At 44.2% G+C, this 17,026-nt stretch carries 13 protein-coding genes; 10 read left to right on the top strand and 3 right to left on the bottom strand.

All coding sequences use genetic code 11. From position 1 onward, the window contains the following. Nucleotides 1-32: 32 nt before the first annotated feature. The 4 genes from IGI73_RS12890 to IGI73_RS12875 all read left to right on the top strand — a co-directional run bounded on the left by IGI73_RS12890 (nucleotide 33) and on the right by IGI73_RS12875 (nucleotide 6,210). The gene (locus IGI73_RS12890) at nucleotides 33-1,442 is read left to right on the top strand and encodes a response regulator transcription factor (RefSeq protein WP_428206668.1); all 1,410 of its coding nucleotides are present in this window, start codon (nucleotides 33-35) and stop codon (nucleotides 1,440-1,442) included. A 137-nt stretch (nucleotides 1,443-1,579) separates the two neighbouring features. Next, nucleotides 1,580-2,479: an ROK family protein gene (locus tag IGI73_RS12885; RefSeq protein ID WP_428206667.1), complete on the top strand. Its 900-nt coding sequence runs from the start codon at nucleotides 1,580-1,582 to the stop codon at nucleotides 2,477-2,479. Continuing rightward, the gene (gene yicI, locus IGI73_RS12880; protein ID WP_428206666.1) at nucleotides 2,476-4,746 is read left to right on the top strand and encodes an alpha-xylosidase; all 2,271 of its coding nucleotides are present in this window, start codon (nucleotides 2,476-2,478) and stop codon (nucleotides 4,744-4,746) included. Before IGI73_RS12885 ends, yicI begins: the two co-directional genes overlap by 4 nt. After that, nucleotides 4,747-6,210 (top strand): family 43 glycosylhydrolase, encoded by a 1,464-nt coding sequence (locus tag IGI73_RS12875; protein ID WP_438759241.1) that lies wholly within the window; start codon nucleotides 4,747-4,749, stop codon nucleotides 6,208-6,210. A 58-nt stretch (nucleotides 6,211-6,268) separates the two neighbouring features. Here the strand turns inward: IGI73_RS12875 and IGI73_RS12870 are convergent, their stop codons facing one another. Next, entirely contained in the window at nucleotides 6,269-8,065 is a 1,797-nt protein-coding gene (locus tag IGI73_RS12870; protein WP_428206664.1) for a sensor histidine kinase, read from the bottom strand. Beyond that, nucleotides 8,062-8,667, bottom strand: coding sequence for a YesL family protein (locus IGI73_RS12865; RefSeq protein WP_428206663.1), 606 nt, complete (start codon nucleotides 8,665-8,667; stop codon nucleotides 8,062-8,064). Before IGI73_RS12865 ends, IGI73_RS12870 begins: the two co-directional genes overlap by 4 nt. A 234-nt stretch (nucleotides 8,668-8,901) precedes the next feature. On the opposite strand from IGI73_RS12865, the gene IGI73_RS12860 reads away from it, so the two are divergent. The 6 genes from IGI73_RS12860 to IGI73_RS12835 all read left to right on the top strand — a co-directional run bounded on the left by IGI73_RS12860 (nucleotide 8,902) and on the right by IGI73_RS12835 (nucleotide 15,639). After that, the gene (locus tag IGI73_RS12860; RefSeq protein ID WP_005228459.1) at nucleotides 8,902-9,843 is read left to right on the top strand and encodes an ABC transporter permease; all 942 of its coding nucleotides are present in this window, start codon (nucleotides 8,902-8,904) and stop codon (nucleotides 9,841-9,843) included. Nucleotides 9,844-9,858: 15 nt separating this feature from the next. Continuing rightward, the gene (locus IGI73_RS12855; RefSeq protein ID WP_005228460.1) at nucleotides 9,859-10,791 is read left to right on the top strand and encodes a carbohydrate ABC transporter permease; all 933 of its coding nucleotides are present in this window, start codon (nucleotides 9,859-9,861) and stop codon (nucleotides 10,789-10,791) included. Nucleotides 10,792-10,812: 21 nt separating this feature from the next. Next, the gene (locus tag IGI73_RS12850; RefSeq protein ID WP_428206662.1) at nucleotides 10,813-12,561 is read left to right on the top strand and encodes an ABC transporter substrate-binding protein; all 1,749 of its coding nucleotides are present in this window, start codon (nucleotides 10,813-10,815) and stop codon (nucleotides 12,559-12,561) included. 138 nt (nucleotides 12,562-12,699) lie between these two features. Beyond that, on the top strand, nucleotides 12,700-13,356 hold the full coding sequence (locus tag IGI73_RS12845; RefSeq protein WP_005234072.1) for an SGNH/GDSL hydrolase family protein: 657 nt from the start codon (nucleotides 12,700-12,702) through the stop codon (nucleotides 13,354-13,356). Further along, nucleotides 13,353-14,819: an alpha-L-fucosidase gene (locus tag IGI73_RS12840; protein WP_086372346.1), complete on the top strand. Its 1,467-nt coding sequence runs from the start codon at nucleotides 13,353-13,355 to the stop codon at nucleotides 14,817-14,819. The genes IGI73_RS12845 and IGI73_RS12840 overlap by 4 nt, the downstream gene beginning before the upstream one ends. Before the next feature lie 10 nt (nucleotides 14,820-14,829). After that, complete coding sequence (locus tag IGI73_RS12835; protein WP_428206661.1) at nucleotides 14,830-15,639, top strand: alpha/beta hydrolase; 810 nt, start codon at nucleotides 14,830-14,832, stop codon at nucleotides 15,637-15,639. A gap of 82 nt (nucleotides 15,640-15,721) precedes the next feature. On the opposite strand, the gene IGI73_RS12830 is transcribed toward IGI73_RS12835, so the two are convergent. Continuing rightward, nucleotides 15,722-16,939, bottom strand: a complete 1,218-nt coding sequence (locus IGI73_RS12830) for an amidohydrolase family protein (protein WP_438759240.1) — start codon at nucleotides 16,937-16,939, stop codon at nucleotides 15,722-15,724. Between the last annotated feature and the right edge of the window lie 87 nt (nucleotides 16,940-17,026).

Raw genomic sequence — 17,026 nt, 5'->3', positions numbered from 1 at the left:
ACGAAGGAGTAGCTGAAAATGGAGGTTGGAAAATGCGTAAAGTGTTGATCGTTGACGATGAAGCATCGATCCGAAATGGGCTACCTCTGATCATCGATTGGGAACGTCTGGGGTATCAAATCGTCGGGTCGGCGGAAAACGGCGAAGCTGGCTTGGCAATGATCCGCGAATTGAAGCCAGATGTTGTGATCGCTGATATCCGTATGCCGGGAAAAAATGGTCTTGAGATGGTGCAAGCAGCATCGGAGGAAGGGCTTTTGTTTTTTGCCATTATTTTATCCGGCTACTCAGATTTTGACTATGCCAAGCAAGCGTTGCAACTGGGCGCTGTGACCTATTTGCTGAAACCAGTTGACGAAGAAGAGCTGATCGGTATTTTGACGAAAATCGATCAAAAAGCCAAGACCGATCAGCAGAAAAATCAGAAGAGTCAGTTGATGGAGAAATTGTTTGGCGGGGATCAAACGGGGATCAAAGACGTACAAGCCATCAAGCTATTGCGTCTTTCCGAGGAGGCAGATGCCCAAAAGCTGGTTGAGAAATTGCAGGAGCAAGTGGCGCAAGTCGTCACCTTGATCCATCGACATCATCGGTATTTGGTTCTGTTGAACGAGGAACGCTTTCCCGACGAGGCGATCGATGCGTGGTGCCGCAAAAAAATGGCTCACCAAGAGATCTTGATCTCCCGCTGGTTTGCTGCGCAAGATAACTTGAAGCCATTGATGATCGATATCCAGACATTAAGTAAATTGATTTTCTTATTTCCTAATCAAGTCATTTCTCACCATGTTTTGGATACGACGCAAGAAGCAGAAGAACGAAGCGATTTGCGTGAAGAATTAGTTAAGGCGATTTTGGCAAACGATCCGTTAGAACAGCCGTTATCCCGCTATTATCAAACCTTTTATCATTCATTGGCATTGGAAGAAGAGATCAAATGGCAAATCAATGGTGACATCGAATGGCTGCAGCATCAAATCAGTGAAAAAGTAGCCTTAGCAATCGAATGGTCGACAGACGAAGTACATCAGCAGATTTTTCTCGCCCAGACGTTTCCAATGCTGCAAGAGGTGATCACCGCAAAACTAACAGACTTGCAAGCAACAGTCGCCAGCAGTTTGAACCAAATCGATATCATTGCAGAATTGATCCAATACACGAAAAAGCATTATCAAGAAGATTTGACCTTGAAAAAAATCGGGGAACGTTTCAATTACAATAGTGCCTATCTAGGCAAGAAGTTTCGCAAAGAAACTGGGAAAAATTATTTGGCGTTCTTGGATGAAGTACGAATGGAAAAAGCGGTGGAAATCTTGCGTCATTCCAATCTAATGGTCTACGAAGTTGCTGAATTGGTGGGCTACAGCAATGTTGATTATTTCTACAAAAAGTTCAAACAATACCATCAGGTTTCACCGAATGAGTTTCGGAAAAATGAATAACCACAAAGATGTCCGTGATTTTCTACGGACATCTATTTTTTAGGGTAACGATGACTAAATTACTTGGTAGGCTTTCTTTTTTTTCTTTTATATAATTTAAATGAAACTGTAAGCGCTTTTTGAACGGAGGAGGAGAAATGGCAGATGTACGCCTGTGCTTTGATGTAGGGGGGACCTATATCAAATTCGGGGTTTTTACCGAGAAGAATCAATGGCTAGACCGAGGCAAAATCAAAACCCCGAGTAATACGCGGGATGAATTTTTTGCTGCCTTAGCTGCCAAAATAAAAGAAGTCGAGCAAGTGCATGTCATCGAAGGGATCGGGCTGAGTTTTCCTGGTTTCATTGATTCAGTCAATGGCCGAGCGATCATGGCGGGGGCGTTGGCTCCTTTACACGGCTGTGCTGTTGTACAAGAGCTGCAGCAGCGTTTAAACAAGTCCTATCCGATCTGGATCGAAAATGATGCGAAATGTGCTGCTTTAGCAGAACTTTCTACCGGCAATGCTGCTGACGTACAAGATTTTGTCATGATCACATTAGGCACCGGTATTGGTGGCGCGCTCGTTCATCAGCGCCAGTTGATTCACGGACATGGGTTTCGGGCAGGAGAATTTGGAATGATGATCACTGATTTTCAAGCATCTTCTTTTGCGACCCTCCATGATCTAGCTTCAACGAGAGGACTGATTGCTGCCTATCGGCGGACAAAAGCGATTCCTGAATCAGAGGAGATTTTAGGTGAAACCATCATGCAACAGTGGTCGAGTGATCCTGAAACGCAGGAGATCCTGAAACAGTGGGCACGTTATGTCGCACTTGCGATTTACAACCTAGCTGTCACGATGAATCCCGAAAAAATACTGATCGGCGGCGGCATCAGCCAACACCCTGATCTATTAGCTATAATCAAACAAGCAATCAATGAGAACCCCCATTGGCCAGATTTCCAAGTGCCGATCGAGACTTGTCGTTACTATAATGATTCTGGTCTGTTAGGGGCGTTGACATTGATCCAACAAGGAGGAAAAAAATGAAATTTTCAGATGGCGGTTGGTTATTTCGTGAAGGATTTGATGTGAAATTTGCGGTGCATGTCTACGATGCCCGTAAAGAAGAAAACAAATTGGTTTTATATCTGCCTTATAGCTATGTCGGACATAAAGGGGCAACGCTGGATGGCGGATTGTTAACGATGGAAGTCACTACCCCTAGAAGCAATATCATTGGGATCACCCTCTATAACTATAAAGGGGTCCAAGCCAAAGCCCCCGATTTTGAATTGATGACAGAAGCGATCACTCCTGATATTTCAGAAGACGAGCAATCATATGTTTTTCGCTCGGGAGACTTGCAAGTCGTAATCACCAAAGAGGAAAATGTGACAGCTTCGTTTTATTACAAAGAACAGCTGATTACCCAAAGCAAGCCTCGCAGCAAAGCCTTAGTGATCGATCCGCAAGCAAATACCCATATCAGCGAACAGTTGACCCTGGATGTGGGAGAAACGATCTATGGTTTAGGGGAACGCTTTACAAATTTCGTGAAGAACGGCCAGAGTGTTGATATCTGGAATGCCGACGGGGGCACTGGTACAGAGCAAGCTTATAAAAATATTCCTTTTTATATAAGTAATAAAGGGTATGGCGTCTTTGTCAATTCACCAGATCGGGTGCAATTCGAAGTGGGGAGTGAAAAAGTTTCGCGTGTTCAATTCAGCAATCCAGGACAATCGCTGCAGTACTTTGTGATTGCCGGCGATGAGTTAAAACAAGTGATTCAGCGCTACACTGATTTGACGGGGAAACCGTCGTTGCCGCCTGCGTGGTCCTTTGGTTTGTGGCTAAGTACCTCGTTCTTGACGGATTATGATGAACAAACCGTGACGTCTTTTGTAGACGGTATGGCAGAACGTGATATCCCTCTTGAGGTCTTTCATTTTGACTGCTTATGGATGAAAGAATACGAGTGGTGCAACTTCACATGGGATGAACGAACTTTCCCAGAACCTGAAAAAATGCTGCAGCGCTTGAAAGCCAAAGGATTGAAAATCTGTGTCTGGATCAATCCTTACATTGGGCAAAAATCACCCTTGTTTGATGAAGGGATGGCCAATGGCTACTTTTTGAAACGCGCCAATGGAGATGTCTGGCAATGGGACAAATGGCAAGCTGGTTTGGCGGTCGTCGACTTCACCAACCCTGAAGCGATCGCTTGGTACAACAGCAAGCTGCGTGCCTTATTAGACATGGGGGTGGATTGCTTCAAAACGGATTTTGGTGAACGGATTCCCACCGATGCGGTGTACTATGATGGCTCTGATCCAGAAAAAATGCACAATTATTACGCCTATCTATACAATAAGGTCGTCTTTGACTTGCTGAAAGAAGTCAAGGGAGTAGAAGAAGCCATCGTTTTTGCGCGGGCAGCTTCGGTTGGTTCACAACGCTTGCCTGTACACTGGGGCGGCGACAGTACCTCAGATTATCCATCGATGGCAGAGTCGCTGCGGGCAGGTCTGTCCTTTGGGTTAGGCGGCTTTGGGTATTGGAGCCACGATATCTCAGGGTTTGAAGCTGGCTCAACTCCAGACCTCTACAAGCGCTGGACACAATTTGGTCTGCTGTCTTCCCATAGCCGTTACCATGGCAGCTGGGAATACAAAGTGCCATGGGTCTATGACGACGAAGCCGTGGCGGTAGCTAAAGCCTTTACCAAGTTAAAACTGTCCTTGATGCCTTACTTGCAAGCCCAATCGGTGCTAACCGCTCAAACGGGGATTCCGATGATGCGGGCAATGGTCTTAGAGTTTCCTGAAGACGAGATGACCCATCATTTGGATCGCCAATACATGCTGGGGGAACACCTTTTAGTGGCGCCCATTTTTAATGATCAAGGAACAGTCTCCTTTTACGTACCGAAAACGAAGGGGCATTGGATCGACTATTTATCTGGCAAAGCATACGAGGGCGGACGCTGGTACCAAGAAACCTATGACTATTTCCACTTGCCACTGTTAGTCCGACCAAATCAAGTCATTATCGAAGGCCATGAACAAACCAAAGCAGTCTATGACTATGCCCAACATCCAACGATCCATCTTTTTGATCCGCAAGACAAGACCGCTGCCGCTATCTATGATCACCACGGTGAGTGGATTGGCGAGGTGGCTGTCGAAAGAGTCGATCAAGAACTGATCGTCAAGCTGACTGGCATCCAGCAAGCATTCTTGCAGATACACACGACTGCTGGAAAAACGAGCCATGAGCTGACGGCTGACCAAACCACGATAAAGGAGTTTTAGATGCCCATGCGAACCATCACGAATCCAATTTTACCTGGATTTCATCCAGATCCCAGTATTTGCCGTGTCGGCGAAGACTTTTATCTGGTGACGAGTACCTTTGAATATTTTCCTGGATTACCAATCTATCACAGTAAAAACTTGGCAGACTGGCAGCTGATTGGCCATGGACTTTCGCGACCTGAGCAGTTGCAGCTATCGACGAAAAACCCCAATGCTTTTGGTCTGTATGCCCCAACCTTGCGTTTCATCAAGGACCGCTTTTACCTCGTTTGTACTAACGTTGGCGCAAACGAAGGAGGAGAAGGCAATTTTCTGATTTGGACGGATGACATCGCTGGTGAATGGTCTGACCCGATTTGGCTGGACACCCCTGGGATCGACCCAACAATTTTCGCAGATGACGATGGACAGACCTATTACTTAGGCACCCATAAGGAGATCTATCTGCGGACGATCGATTTGGCTTCTGGAGAACTAGGCCCGCGGCAAAATATTTGGACGGGCAGCGGAGCGGCTGATCCAGAAGGCCCCCACTTGTATAAAAAAGACGGTTATTACTACCTGTTGATCTCCGAAGGCGGGACGTCCTATGGGCATATGCTGACCATGGCCCGCAGCCGTTCCTTGACGGGACCCTATGAAGCATGCCCCAACAATCCAGTGATGACCAATCGCAGTACGAATCTGCCACTGCAAGCCGCAGGGCATGCGGATCTCGTGCAAGATACTAAAGGCAACTGGTGGGCAGTCTGTCTAGCAGTACGCCCCATCAGCTATCCTTTGAGGCATTTGTTAGGGCGGGAAACATGCCTACTGCCAGTAGACTGGTCAAACCCATGGCCGGTGTTTGGCGAGGAAGGTCATTTGCCAGAAACCATTCAGGTAGACACAATGGCGGCACCAAAGGAAACACAAAAGAAGAGCAGCAAGCCTGATTACGTGACTTTATTCGAATGGGACCCGACGTTGATTGAAGAAGAGCCGCATGGCTTCTTGCTGCATCCTAATCAGACGGGGCTGTCTGATCAAGGCAAACTTGCGGCTGTGTTCCAACGGCAAACCGCCTTTGATCAACAATTTCAAGCAACCTTTGATTGTCGGCAACTAACGGATGGACAAGCGGGATTGACGGTTTTCTTAAATGCCACCCATCACTATGAGGGCTACTTGGAAAAAACGGCGTCCAGTCAGCAGCTAGTTTTCCGTCGACAAATCGGTTCCCTATGGAAAGTGGAAAAGAAACTGCCTTATGCAGCAGATACAGTCACCTTTCAGCTGAGCGCAGATAAAGAAACTTATCGTTTTTCTGTTGTTGATGAGCAAGGACAAGCACAGCCTTTAGGTAGGGGAGAAACAAAATATCTGACTACTGAAGTTGGTGGTGTCTTTACTGGGATCATGGTAGGCTGCTATGCCAGCGCCTCTTCATCCCAACAAACCCTTCGTGTGCGGGATTTCTAATCAATCAAAAGCCCCCCTTCGATTTCTGAAACAGGAATCGAAGGGGGGCTTTGCTGTTTTAGTGAGGAGAAGATGAATCTTGGCTTAGATCGTGGATCCGCAAGGTGACTTGTGTGCCGCTGCCCAACACACTCTCGATCGTCAAGCCGTATTCAGGTCCATAAAACATTTTGACCCGATGATTGACGTTGGCTAGCCCAATGTTCTTTTTGGCATGGGTGGAGGGCGTCTTGATTTTTTGCTGCAAGTGTTCGAGTTTTTCTGGCGGTATCCCGCTGCCGTTGTCTTGTACCACGATCACCAGATCATGGCCGTCTTTGGTGATCGTCAAACGGACAAACCCTGGATAGGTGATGCCTTCCAAGCCATGGGAGATGGCATTTTCCACCAATGGTTGAATCAAGAGGGGCAATATTTGGACTTCTTTTTGGTCGATCTCATTGGAGACTGAATAGGAAAAGTTGACTCGATCGCCAAAGCGCATCCGCTGGATCTTGACATACACGTGAACCGCGTCTAAGGACTCTTCTAAGCTCGTTCGCTTGGTTCCGTGGGCTTCTAACGTATAGCGCATCGATTTTGCCAGTAACTTGATGGCATAAACGACGTCAGAATTGCCAGAAGTCAGCGCCATCATACGAATCGTTTCTAATGTATTGAACAAGAAGTGGGGGTTGATCTGCCCCGCTAAGATATTAAATTCCATTTGCTGCTGCTGAGTCAACAGCTCTTGCTGTGCCAAACGTGAACGGTAGATCTCTTCTTCTTTTTTCTTGATTCGTTGAATGATCTTATGGAAATCAAGAGAGATCTGTGAAATCTCGTCTTCGCCGCTGATATTTTGAAAGAAATCATAATCCTCGATCGAGGCAAAGTAGACCGCCTGCTGCAGTTGAAAGATTCGTTTAGTAAAGAATCGAGCAAAGAGAAAGACGATGATGAAAGTAGTGATCAAAATCACCAAAACGATCGTGCTCCACCGGATCAGATTAGTGCGTAGATTGCGATAGGCATTGGTATCCGCACTGTAAATCGTGATGATATCTTCTTTGTTACTCATGGGTAAGGTGCTTTTGGTGAGCATCACCTTGGTACCATCATTTTTTAAAAAGGCAGCACTCGTTTGCGGCTCAGAAAGAGCTGTCAGCTGTCCTGGTTCCCCAACTTGATTGATTTTGTCGCTATAAAAGATGACATCATCATTTAACTGTAATTCCAATTCATAGGATGAATTACGAAGTCGGTTGCTGAGATAATTGTAATCGACTTGGATCTCCAAAACGGCTGTTTCTTTTGATAAAGGCAAAGGCAACGTTTTATAAAGACTCAAACGATTTGCTTTGTAATCCTCTGGCATCGTCATCAAAAAAGCATCGGGTTGCTTGAGCGCTCGTTGGTACCAGGCGGTCGCTTGAATCGTGTCATCTGCCTGTTGAAAATATTTATAGTTCGGAATGGTTTGATTCGTTGTATAGATGGTTAATTTCGCAATCGAGGTTTGAAGATTTCTGATCTCATCTAGCTGATCATAGCTATTGATGTCCACAATCGCTTCTTGGTCGTCAAGGTAATTGGCAGTTAAAAGCTGACGTAGATGGGTATCATTTGATAAGGAACTCGCCGTGTTTGTCAGCGTGTTTGTTGTATCAAAAAGAACAGATTTGACACGCTGAGCATTCAACTCTGCCAAGTGCTGGTAATTGCCTGTCAGCTGTTTAGTTGAATCGTAGACCAATAAGAGACCTATAGTCACTGTGGATAAAAAAACAACAGGTAGATAAAGAATAAACAATTGTCGCCGAATGGAAAACTGACTCAGACGACGAAAAAGTGAGAGATGACTGATTCTTTTCATGCTTGTTGATTACGAAAGATAGAAAGCAACAGGAACGAACTACAATAAATAACAAAAGAAAAGCCGAAAATCAACAAAAGAAATTTAAACAACGGAAATAAAACAACAAAACAAAACGCAGCGGTAGGAATAAGTGCGAGGGCTAACGAACGGATAGGGTCCGCGATCGGTAACAGAAACGCATTTTTTAGTGTTTGCCTAAAGCTGTTTTCATAACGTCCAATTAAGGCAAGGCAATAGACTAATACAATAAACAGATAAATAGCTGTAACAATTAGAACGAAAGCAAAAATACTGGCAAGAATGGTTTTTGAGGAAAACCAAAACAAGCTACTATACAGTAGTGCTACCATGGGGAGCCCAAGAAGGAGAAAACTACCGGTGGCTTTCATAAAGTTTGCTCGTAGCGCTCGCACATAGCCTACAATCAATTCACCACGCTCCTCATCCGCATAACGAATCGTCACTTCATAAAGGGCAGCTGTCGCAGCACCAATCGTAATAATTGGCAAACAGCTAATGATATATAGTAAATTTAACAATGTGAATTGTGAAAAAACGGTGGTTATTTTGTACAGTTGACCATCAGGATTGTACTTCATTTTTATCCCTCCAAAATTGATATATTCCTATAGTACTCGCAAAAAACAAAATTTGAAAGCCTTACCATTTGAGCGGTTTCTAGTGAAAACATTGATAGATCAACGTTCTTTATAAATAAAAGAAAAATGAAGTCTAAAATGTACGGATTGACCTCTATTTTTCACAGGTGGCAAATAAGCATTCAGGTGCTAGTATTAAAAATGTAAAAGCGGTTACAAAAAAGGGGGAGGAAAATGGAAAGTAAACTAAGCAGTGTCCCAAGAAAAAATAAGCGGGTGACACGAGAAGGGAAGATTTTGTTTTTATGCATCGTTCCCTTTCTGATTCTCGTGTTTTTGTTCTCTTATTTTCCTTTGCACGGATGGATTTATTCACTTTATGATTACAAACCAGCATTAGGTTTAGCGCGCAGCGAGTTCGTAGGCTTCAAATGGTTTCGACTTCTTGTCTCTAGTCCAACACAAGTGGATCAGATCGTACAAGTAATGAAAAACACCTTTGCCATGAGTTTTTTAGGGATCGCCACTTCGATCCTACCAGTAGGCTTCGCCATTTTACTGAACGAAATCAAGTGCAAATGGTTTAAAAATTTGGTCCAAACGCTGACCACGCTGCCGAATTTTATCAGTTGGGTTTTGGTGTATACGATTGCCTTTAGCTTGTTTTCTTCAACAGGGCTGGTAAACACGTTGCTGCAAGAATGGGGCTTCGTTACCGATCCAGTCAAATTTTTGGATAGCGGCAATCATACGTGGCTGATGATGTGTCTTTGGAATATTTGGAAAGGCTTGGGCTGGGGTGCAATCATGTATCTTGCAGGCATTTCAGGAATTGACCCCGAATTGTATGAATCGGCACGAATCGATGGGGCGAATCGTTTCCACCTGATGCGTCATATCACACTACCTGCTTTGATGCCGACGTTCCTTGTGATGTTGATGCTGTCTATCGCCAACTTGCTGAATAACGGAATGGATCAGTACTTTGTCTTCCAAAATGCATTCAATCGAAATACGATCCAAGTCCTCGATTTGTATGTCTACAATTTAGGGATGGGCGGAAATAGTCTATCGCTAGCGACCGCGATCAGTATGCTAAAAAGTGTCATTTCTGTTGCCTTGTTAGCCATCGTCAATATTGCTTCGAAAAAAATTCGGGGGACATCCATTATTTAGAAGAGGAGGATATCAATGGAACTATCGATTAGTGAAAAGAAAAAGGCGAAAAAAGTACGCAAACGTGAAAACCTGACGTTTAGTATCCTCAACTATACCTTTTTCTTTCTGATTACGTTAATTTGCGCGTATCCCTTTTATTACTTGATCATTAATTCAATCAGTAATAATGAGTTGAGTGCGTTAGGCCAAATTCGCTTTTTTCCACAAGAGATCCATTTTGAAAACTATAGTCAAGTGTTACAGCTAAAAGGATTGCCTCTAGCCGCAACGGTTTCGGTGGCTAGAACGGTGATTGGTACCGCCGCGACTGTCTTAGCTTCAGCCTTCTTAGGCTTCATGTTTACCCAAGAAAAAATGTGGAAACGAAAATTTTGGTATCGCTTTGTCGTGATTACAATGTATTTCAATGCAGGGTTGATTCCATTATTCATCACGATGAAGACATTAGGTTTAACGAATAACTTTTGGGTCTATATTTTGCCTGCTGTCGTTCAGCCCTTTAATATCATCTTGGTGAAAACCTATATTGAGTCGATCCCCAAATCATTGCAAGAAGCAGCTGAAATGGATGGAGCTGGCATCATTCAAGTATTCTTTCGGGTAATTTTACCCAACTGTACGCCGATTTTAGCAACAGTAGCGATTTTCTCGGCAGTGGGTCAATGGAATTCCTTCCAGGATACATTGATTTACATTACGGATCAAAGTCTCTACTCCTTGCAATACCTTCTTTACACGTATATCAATCAAGCCAATTCGTTGGCACAAATGGTCAAAAATACCTCGGGATCACTTTCTAGCATCGCTTCAGCAGCAACAACGCAGACGCCGACGTCGATCCGCATGACCGTTTCAGTCATTGTTGTTTTACCAATCATGTTCATTTATCCGCTATTCCAGAAGTATTTTGTTAAAGGAATTATGTTGGGTGCGGTGAAAGGCTAATAAAAAGAAAGAGGGAAGAAAATGAAAAAAATGTCCAAATATGTAACAACAGGTTTGTTAGGCATGACATTGCTAGGTAGTTTAGCCGGCTGTGGAGGAGCAGCTGAATCTGACACAGATGCCGCTTCTAGCGAAAGTGGCTACGATGAAACGATCACGATCGATGTCTATAATGGGCTAGCCAACTATATGGGGATGCAAGAAGGTTGGTTTGCCAAAATCGTGCGGGATAAATTCAATATGGAATTGAACATCATCGCACCAAACGTTGCTGGAAACGGTGATACCCTTTATCAAACGAGAACGGCAGCAGGCGATTTGGGTGATTTGATCATTGTTGATACTGGAGAACAGTATAATGAATTGGTTGAAGCAGGTTTGTTGACCGATGCGAGCGAGTATTATGAAACTATGGAAAACGTTCAGCGCTTCGATGCGGCTGTTCAAAATCTAAACAAAGATGCCGATGGGCTGTATGGCTTTCCAACTTCTGTTTCTACCTTAAAAGCCACCGATCCTTCAGAAGGATTAGACCCTACATTTGGTGCTTACGTGCGTTGGGATCTTTATGGGGAGCAAGGATACCCAGAAATCGGGACATTGGAAGACCTGCTTCCTGTGATTCAAAAAATGCAAGAAGACAATCCAACAACAGATTCTGGCAAAAAAGTGTATGGGTTTTCTCTATTCAGCGATTGGGACGGCAACATGATGAATGCAGGCAAACAGCTTGTCACCTACTATGGGTACGATGAGTCAGGATTTGTCTTGGCAAAAGCCGATGGATCTGATTATCAAAGCATTCTCGATAGTGACTCTGAATATATTCGTGCACTTAAGTTTTACTTCGAAGCCAATCAAATGGGCTTAGTTGACCCAGAATCAACGACGCAAAATTACGATACACTTTTTGCAAAATTCCAAGAAGGACAAGTGTTATTCTCATGGTGGCCTTGGTTAGGTCAAGCGGCATTTAATACGACCACGAACTTGACTGAAGGAAAAGGCTTTATGTTGGCACCGATCCAAGATCAAAAAATCTTCTCTTATGGTGCGGAAGTATACGGTGGCAAACAATTTATCGGGATCGGTTCTAATGCCGAAGACCCAGAGCGAATCGCAGCCTTCATTGACTGGCTCTACTCATCAGAAGGTGTGTTAGCAAATTCTTCTCAAACAAGCGGCAGTAGTGGTCCAGAAGGGTTGACTTGGGAAATGAAAGACGGCGAGCCTGTCTTAACTGAGTTCGGAAAACAAGCATTGCTAGATGGTGATGGGGATGTGCCAGAAGAATACGGTGGCGGAAGTTACAAAGATGGCGTATCTGCACTCAACGTCAATACGGTATTACCGATCGATATCAATCCTGATACAGGCTTCCCTTATGCTTATACGATGTGGGAAAGCTACCAAAATGAAACAACCGATCCTGTAAAAGAAGATTGGTCAAAAAATATGGGTGGTGCAGAATCCACCATTGGCTATTTAGAGGAGAACGACCAATTGTTAGTTGCCCCTGGTGCCAGCTATGTAGCGCCAGAAGATAGTTCAGAGATCTCTACGTTGCGTAACCAAGCCAAAGCGACGATCATCGAGTACTCTTGGCGAATGGTTTTTGCCAAAGATGAAGCAGAATTTGATCAATTGCTAAAAGAAATGCAAGAAACAGCAGATGGTCTTGGCTATCAAACCGTTTTGGAATTTGACATGAACAATGCAAAAGATCAAAACGAAAAACGGATAGAAGTAGCGAAAGAATTTGGGGACTAATCAAAAACAAAGAATCATAAAAATGGTTGGTCAACGGTTCCTTGACAAAAGTGAGTAAACAGCGTTTGGTTAAGCAATCACTTAAGAAGATTGATCCAGCACCAGCGGATCAGTCTTCTTTCTTTAAGGAGGAAAACAATGATAGTGGATAAAAAAGATCGTCTGCTTTTTATGGGGGATTCGATCACAGATAGTAATCGAAATTATCAAGCGATACCTGCGGGATGGTCGTCATGGGGGGACGGCTATGTTCATCTGATCAACGCCTATACCACAGCATTACTCCCACAAATGGAATTAATGATCGTTAACCGAGGCATCAGTGGAGATACAGTCGTCGATTTGAAGAAGCGTTGGAAGGATGATGTATTGGCATTTCAACCAGATTGGGTAACGATCATGATCGGTGTAAATGATGTGTGGCGGCATTTTGATGGCACATTTGCTCAAACGGAACTGGTGGGGATTGAAAGATTTGAATCAGAGTTGCGTGATTTGATCGCTCAGACATTACCGAGTGTCAAAGGAATGATTCTCTTGACCCCGTTTATGGTTGAAGCCAACAAAGAAGATCCACTAAGAGAAATGCTTACCAACTACCAACACGTGCTTGCTAAAGTAGCGCAAGAGTATGGTATCCTTTTAGGAGATACGCAGGAAAAGTTTGATGATTTTTTGCTTTATCAGTCATCCTATGTCTTAAGCAGTGATCGTGTGCATCCGTCGACTGCAGGACATGTGTTGATTGCAAAAACATGGCTGGAAACAGTCGGTATTTTGGAGGAAAGACCATGATCACAGTAGAAACGATCCACCAAGTCGCGCATCAAGGCCCCTTTTTCCCAAATTGGCAATCTTTGGGCGCTTTTGTTCTACCGGAATGGTTCCCCAAAGCAAAATTTGGGGTCTTCATTCATTGGGGATTGTATAGTGTTCCTGCATTTAATAACGAGTGGTACTCCAGAAATATGTACATCAAAGACCATCCGGAATACGATCACCATATCAACACCTACGGTCCGCAAAAAAACTTCGGCTACAAAGACTTTATTCCCATATTTACTGCAGAAAAATTCGATGCAAATGAGTGGATTCGACTGATCAAACAAGCCGGTGCCAATTATCTTTTTCCCGTTGCAGAACATCACGATGGGTTTCAGATGTACAAAAGCGAGCTTTCTGAATGGAATGCGGCAGTTATGGGACCGAAAAAAGATATTCTTGCGGAATTAAAAGAAGCAGCTGAGGAACAAGGCCTGCATTTTTGCACCTCATCTCATCGTGCCGAACATTGGTTTTTCATGGGACATGGTAAGGAATTTGACAGCGACATCAAGGAACCGTTAGCAAAAGGCGACTTTTATTGGCCTGCTATGCCAGAACCTGATAATCAAGATTTGTATAGCGAGCCATATCCCTCAAAAGAGTTTTTAGATGATTGGCTACTGCGAACCTGTGAACTCGTCGACAACTATCAACCAGAGCTGCTGTATTTTGATTGGTGGATCCAACACGAAGCCTTCAAGGAGCACCTGCAAGTTTTCGCTGCTTACTATTACAATCGTGGGGCTGAATGGGGCAAACAAGTTGGTATCTGCTACAAACACGATGCCATGATGTTTGGTAGTGGTATTGTGGAGATCGAACGGGGAAAATTTGCCGAACCACAACCTTTTTACTGGCAAACAGATACAGCGATCGCTCGCAATTCATGGTGTTATACCACAACGTTGGATTACAAAACAACGCGTGAGATTTTACAGGATTTGATCGAAGTCGTCAGTAAAAATGGCAATCTTCTTTTGAATATCGGGCCGAAAGGGAATGGTTCGATCCCAGAAAAAGATCAAACGATCTTAAAAGAAATCGGTGCGTGGCTGGATGTAAACGGTGAAGCCATTTATGAAGCGAAACCATGGCGCAAAGCCGGGGAAGGACCCACGACCGTTGTCTCAGGCCAATTTCAAGAGGCACAGGCGACGACATACACGAGCCAGGATTTCCGCTTTACGGTTCAGGGGGATTCGTTGTATGCTATTGGCATGGCAAGTCCTGAGAATGGACACGCAAGGATCCAAGCACTGGCCCAGTCTAAAGATCAAAATTTGCCAGAATTTCACGGCATCATCCAAACCGTGACGATTCTAGGACACGAAGAACAGCCTATTGATTGGCAAGTGACCGATGAAGGCTTGCAACTAACTTTTGAACCAATTGAAACCGACCAACCAATCGTCTATAAAATTACAATGAAATGAGGCGCAATCCGTGATACATGAAAAAAGAACCGCACTTTTACCAGAAAGCCAAGCCAGTTTAACCACGTATGTCATGGAAAATTCTCCTGAAATGGAACCAGATCGTGTTCGACCAGCGGTCATCATCTGTCCTGGCGGCGGCTATGAAATGTTGTCTGATCGCGAAGCGGAACCGATCGCCATCAAAATGATGAGCTTTGGTTTCCAAGCCTTTGTGTTGCATTATAGTATCAAACCGACTGTCTATCCGTTAGCCTTAAAGGAATTGGCGGCTGCCGTTCGTCTTGTGCGCACCAATCATGAGGTCTGGCACGTCGATCCTGAAAAAATCATTGTTGCCGGTTTTTCAGCTGGCGGTCACTTAGCTGCTAATCTGGGTGTGTCTTGGCAGCAACCTTTTCTAGCAGAGGCTTTACAAGGAGCCAATGAAGAATGGCGACCTAACGGGTTACTGTTGAGTTATCCGGTCTTATCTAGTGGTGAACTTGGGCACCAAGATTCCTTCCGTTCATTATTAGCAGATCGCTATGAAACAGAAAAAGCGGCTTTGTCTTTAGAGACTTTAGTCAATGAACAGACACCGCCGACGTTTCTTTGGCATACGTTAGAAGATGGATTAGTCTTGGCGGAAAACAGCCTCCTTTTTGCCGAACAGCTGCGCAAATTTAATATACCTTATGAGCTGCACATTTTCCCTCGCGGTGGTCATGGACTAAGTTTAGGAACACCGGAAACCGCCAACGGCAATCAACACGGGATCGAAGCATCGGTTGTCCGTTGGCCAGAATTGTTTGCTGATTGGGTAAAATGGAATTTTTGAGAAACGTTTAATGATCGAAAGAAATAAGCCATTGTCTGCTCAGTTCAGACAATGGCTTTTCTTTTCGTTGTTATCAGATAGTTTATTCAGCTGAAAAGACAACCGTTCCTTGATAAAAACTTTTGCTGACGAAGCCTTTGCGGGCAACGAATTCTGCCGTACAAGCAGCTGGTGTCAGCAAGAAATCAGCCGAATCACCAACCTTAGGCCATTGCTGCGCACCGTTTTTATCTAATGGCACTTTGCCATCAGTAACCAGACCTAGGGCTTGCGTCAAGTCTTCCTGACTTTTGACGGCAAAAATCTCTAAATAGCGCGCCAGCTTTTCTTGTAAAGAACCGTCGCCAAGAGAAGACCAAGAATCATAGACATTGTCGCAACCGATATGAACAGCCACGCCATAGCTTTGCAATTCCTTCAGCGGCGGGATCGTTCCTGGGCTGATGGGAATACTTGAAATGATATGGATCTCTAAGTCTGCTAAGGCTTGAAAGACTTCTTTGCGTTCTGCTCCCTCAAAGTCATTTAGACCAAAGGCGTGACTGATCGCCACTTTTCCTTGCATATTGAATTCCTTCGTCAAACGAATCATTTCTTTAACGGTCGCTCTGCCAGCTTCTTGCCGATCATGAAGATGGAGGTCAATACCGACATGCCCTTTTTGAGCAAGTTCAAAAGTTGTTCGTAAGGAAGTTTTATAATCTTGATCGAGTGTATAAGGATCAACACCGCCAATATAAGAAGCTTTGCCCGTTGCTAAGGCTTCTTCAATCAAAGAAGCTGCATTTGAGCGCAGCAAGCCATGTTGGGGAAATAAGACCAGCTCTGAACCAAAAGGCTGTTCGGCAACGAATTCAGTGATCGCATCAAAATAACGCAGCTGAGTCATTGGTTCAATATCGATATGTGAGCGGAACATCACCGCACCGTGAGGTAGTTCTAAATCGATCAGCGCTTGTCCGCGTTCTTTGATCGATAACGGTAAGGCATCTAATTGGGGAATCTCAGTTTCAAATCGTTCCACCAAGCTAGCTGCTGGCGTTACTGGACGCCAAGGAGTACCTAATTTACTTTTGTCCAAATGACAATGTTTTTCGATCAATCCTGGCAACAATAACTGATTTTCCCCATCAATGATCGTCGCCTCACTTGATGCCTGCCATTCAGTCATCGGCACGATCTCCGCTATTTTTCCATCATTGATCCCGATTGCTGTATTTTCTGTTTTGGTTCCATAAGACCAGTCGCCTTCTTTTAAATAACTCGTCTCAAGTTGTACATTTGTAAGCCATAAATCCAAGAAATCGCCTTCTTTCGTGTTTGCTTCATGGTATCATACATTCGCTGCTCGGCTCTAAAGAGATGCTTGTGGCAAAAGGACTAAGAG

The sequence above is a fragment of the Enterococcus sp. DIV0755f genome (genome assembly GCF_051713725.1).
Lineage (GTDB): Bacteria > Bacillota > Bacilli > Lactobacillales > Enterococcaceae > Enterococcus_D > Enterococcus_D casseliflavus.
Note: the sequence above shows the minus strand (reverse complement) of the source record. Positions and strands in the feature narration are given on the sequence as shown.

Excerpts from the sequence above, each read along its gene's own strand:
- IGI73_RS12860 (WP_005228459.1), top strand. The coding sequence starts at position 8,902 with ATGGAAAGTAAACTAAGCAGTGTCCCAAGAAAAAATAAGCGGGTGACA.
- IGI73_RS12865 (WP_428206663.1), bottom strand. The coding sequence starts at position 8,667 with ATGAAGTACAATCCTGATGGTCAACTGTACAAAATAACCACCGTTTTT.
- IGI73_RS12875 (WP_438759241.1), top strand. The coding sequence starts at position 4,747 with ATGCCCATGCGAACCATCACGAATCCAATTTTACCTGGATTTCATCCA.
- IGI73_RS12855 (WP_005228460.1), top strand. The coding sequence starts at position 9,859 with ATGGAACTATCGATTAGTGAAAAGAAAAAGGCGAAAAAAGTACGCAAA.
- IGI73_RS12890 (WP_428206668.1), top strand. The coding sequence starts at position 33 with ATGCGTAAAGTGTTGATCGTTGACGATGAAGCATCGATCCGAAATGGG.
- IGI73_RS12840 (WP_086372346.1), top strand. The coding sequence starts at position 13,353 with ATGATCACAGTAGAAACGATCCACCAAGTCGCGCATCAAGGCCCCTTT.
- yicI (WP_428206666.1), top strand. The coding sequence starts at position 2,476 with ATGAAATTTTCAGATGGCGGTTGGTTATTTCGTGAAGGATTTGATGTG.
- IGI73_RS12845 (WP_005234072.1), top strand. The coding sequence starts at position 12,700 with ATGATAGTGGATAAAAAAGATCGTCTGCTTTTTATGGGGGATTCGATC.
- IGI73_RS12885 (WP_428206667.1), top strand. The coding sequence starts at position 1,580 with ATGGCAGATGTACGCCTGTGCTTTGATGTAGGGGGGACCTATATCAAA.
- IGI73_RS12850 (WP_428206662.1), top strand. The coding sequence starts at position 10,813 with ATGAAAAAAATGTCCAAATATGTAACAACAGGTTTGTTAGGCATGACA.
- IGI73_RS12870 (WP_428206664.1), bottom strand. The coding sequence starts at position 8,065 with ATGAAAAGAATCAGTCATCTCTCACTTTTTCGTCGTCTGAGTCAGTTT.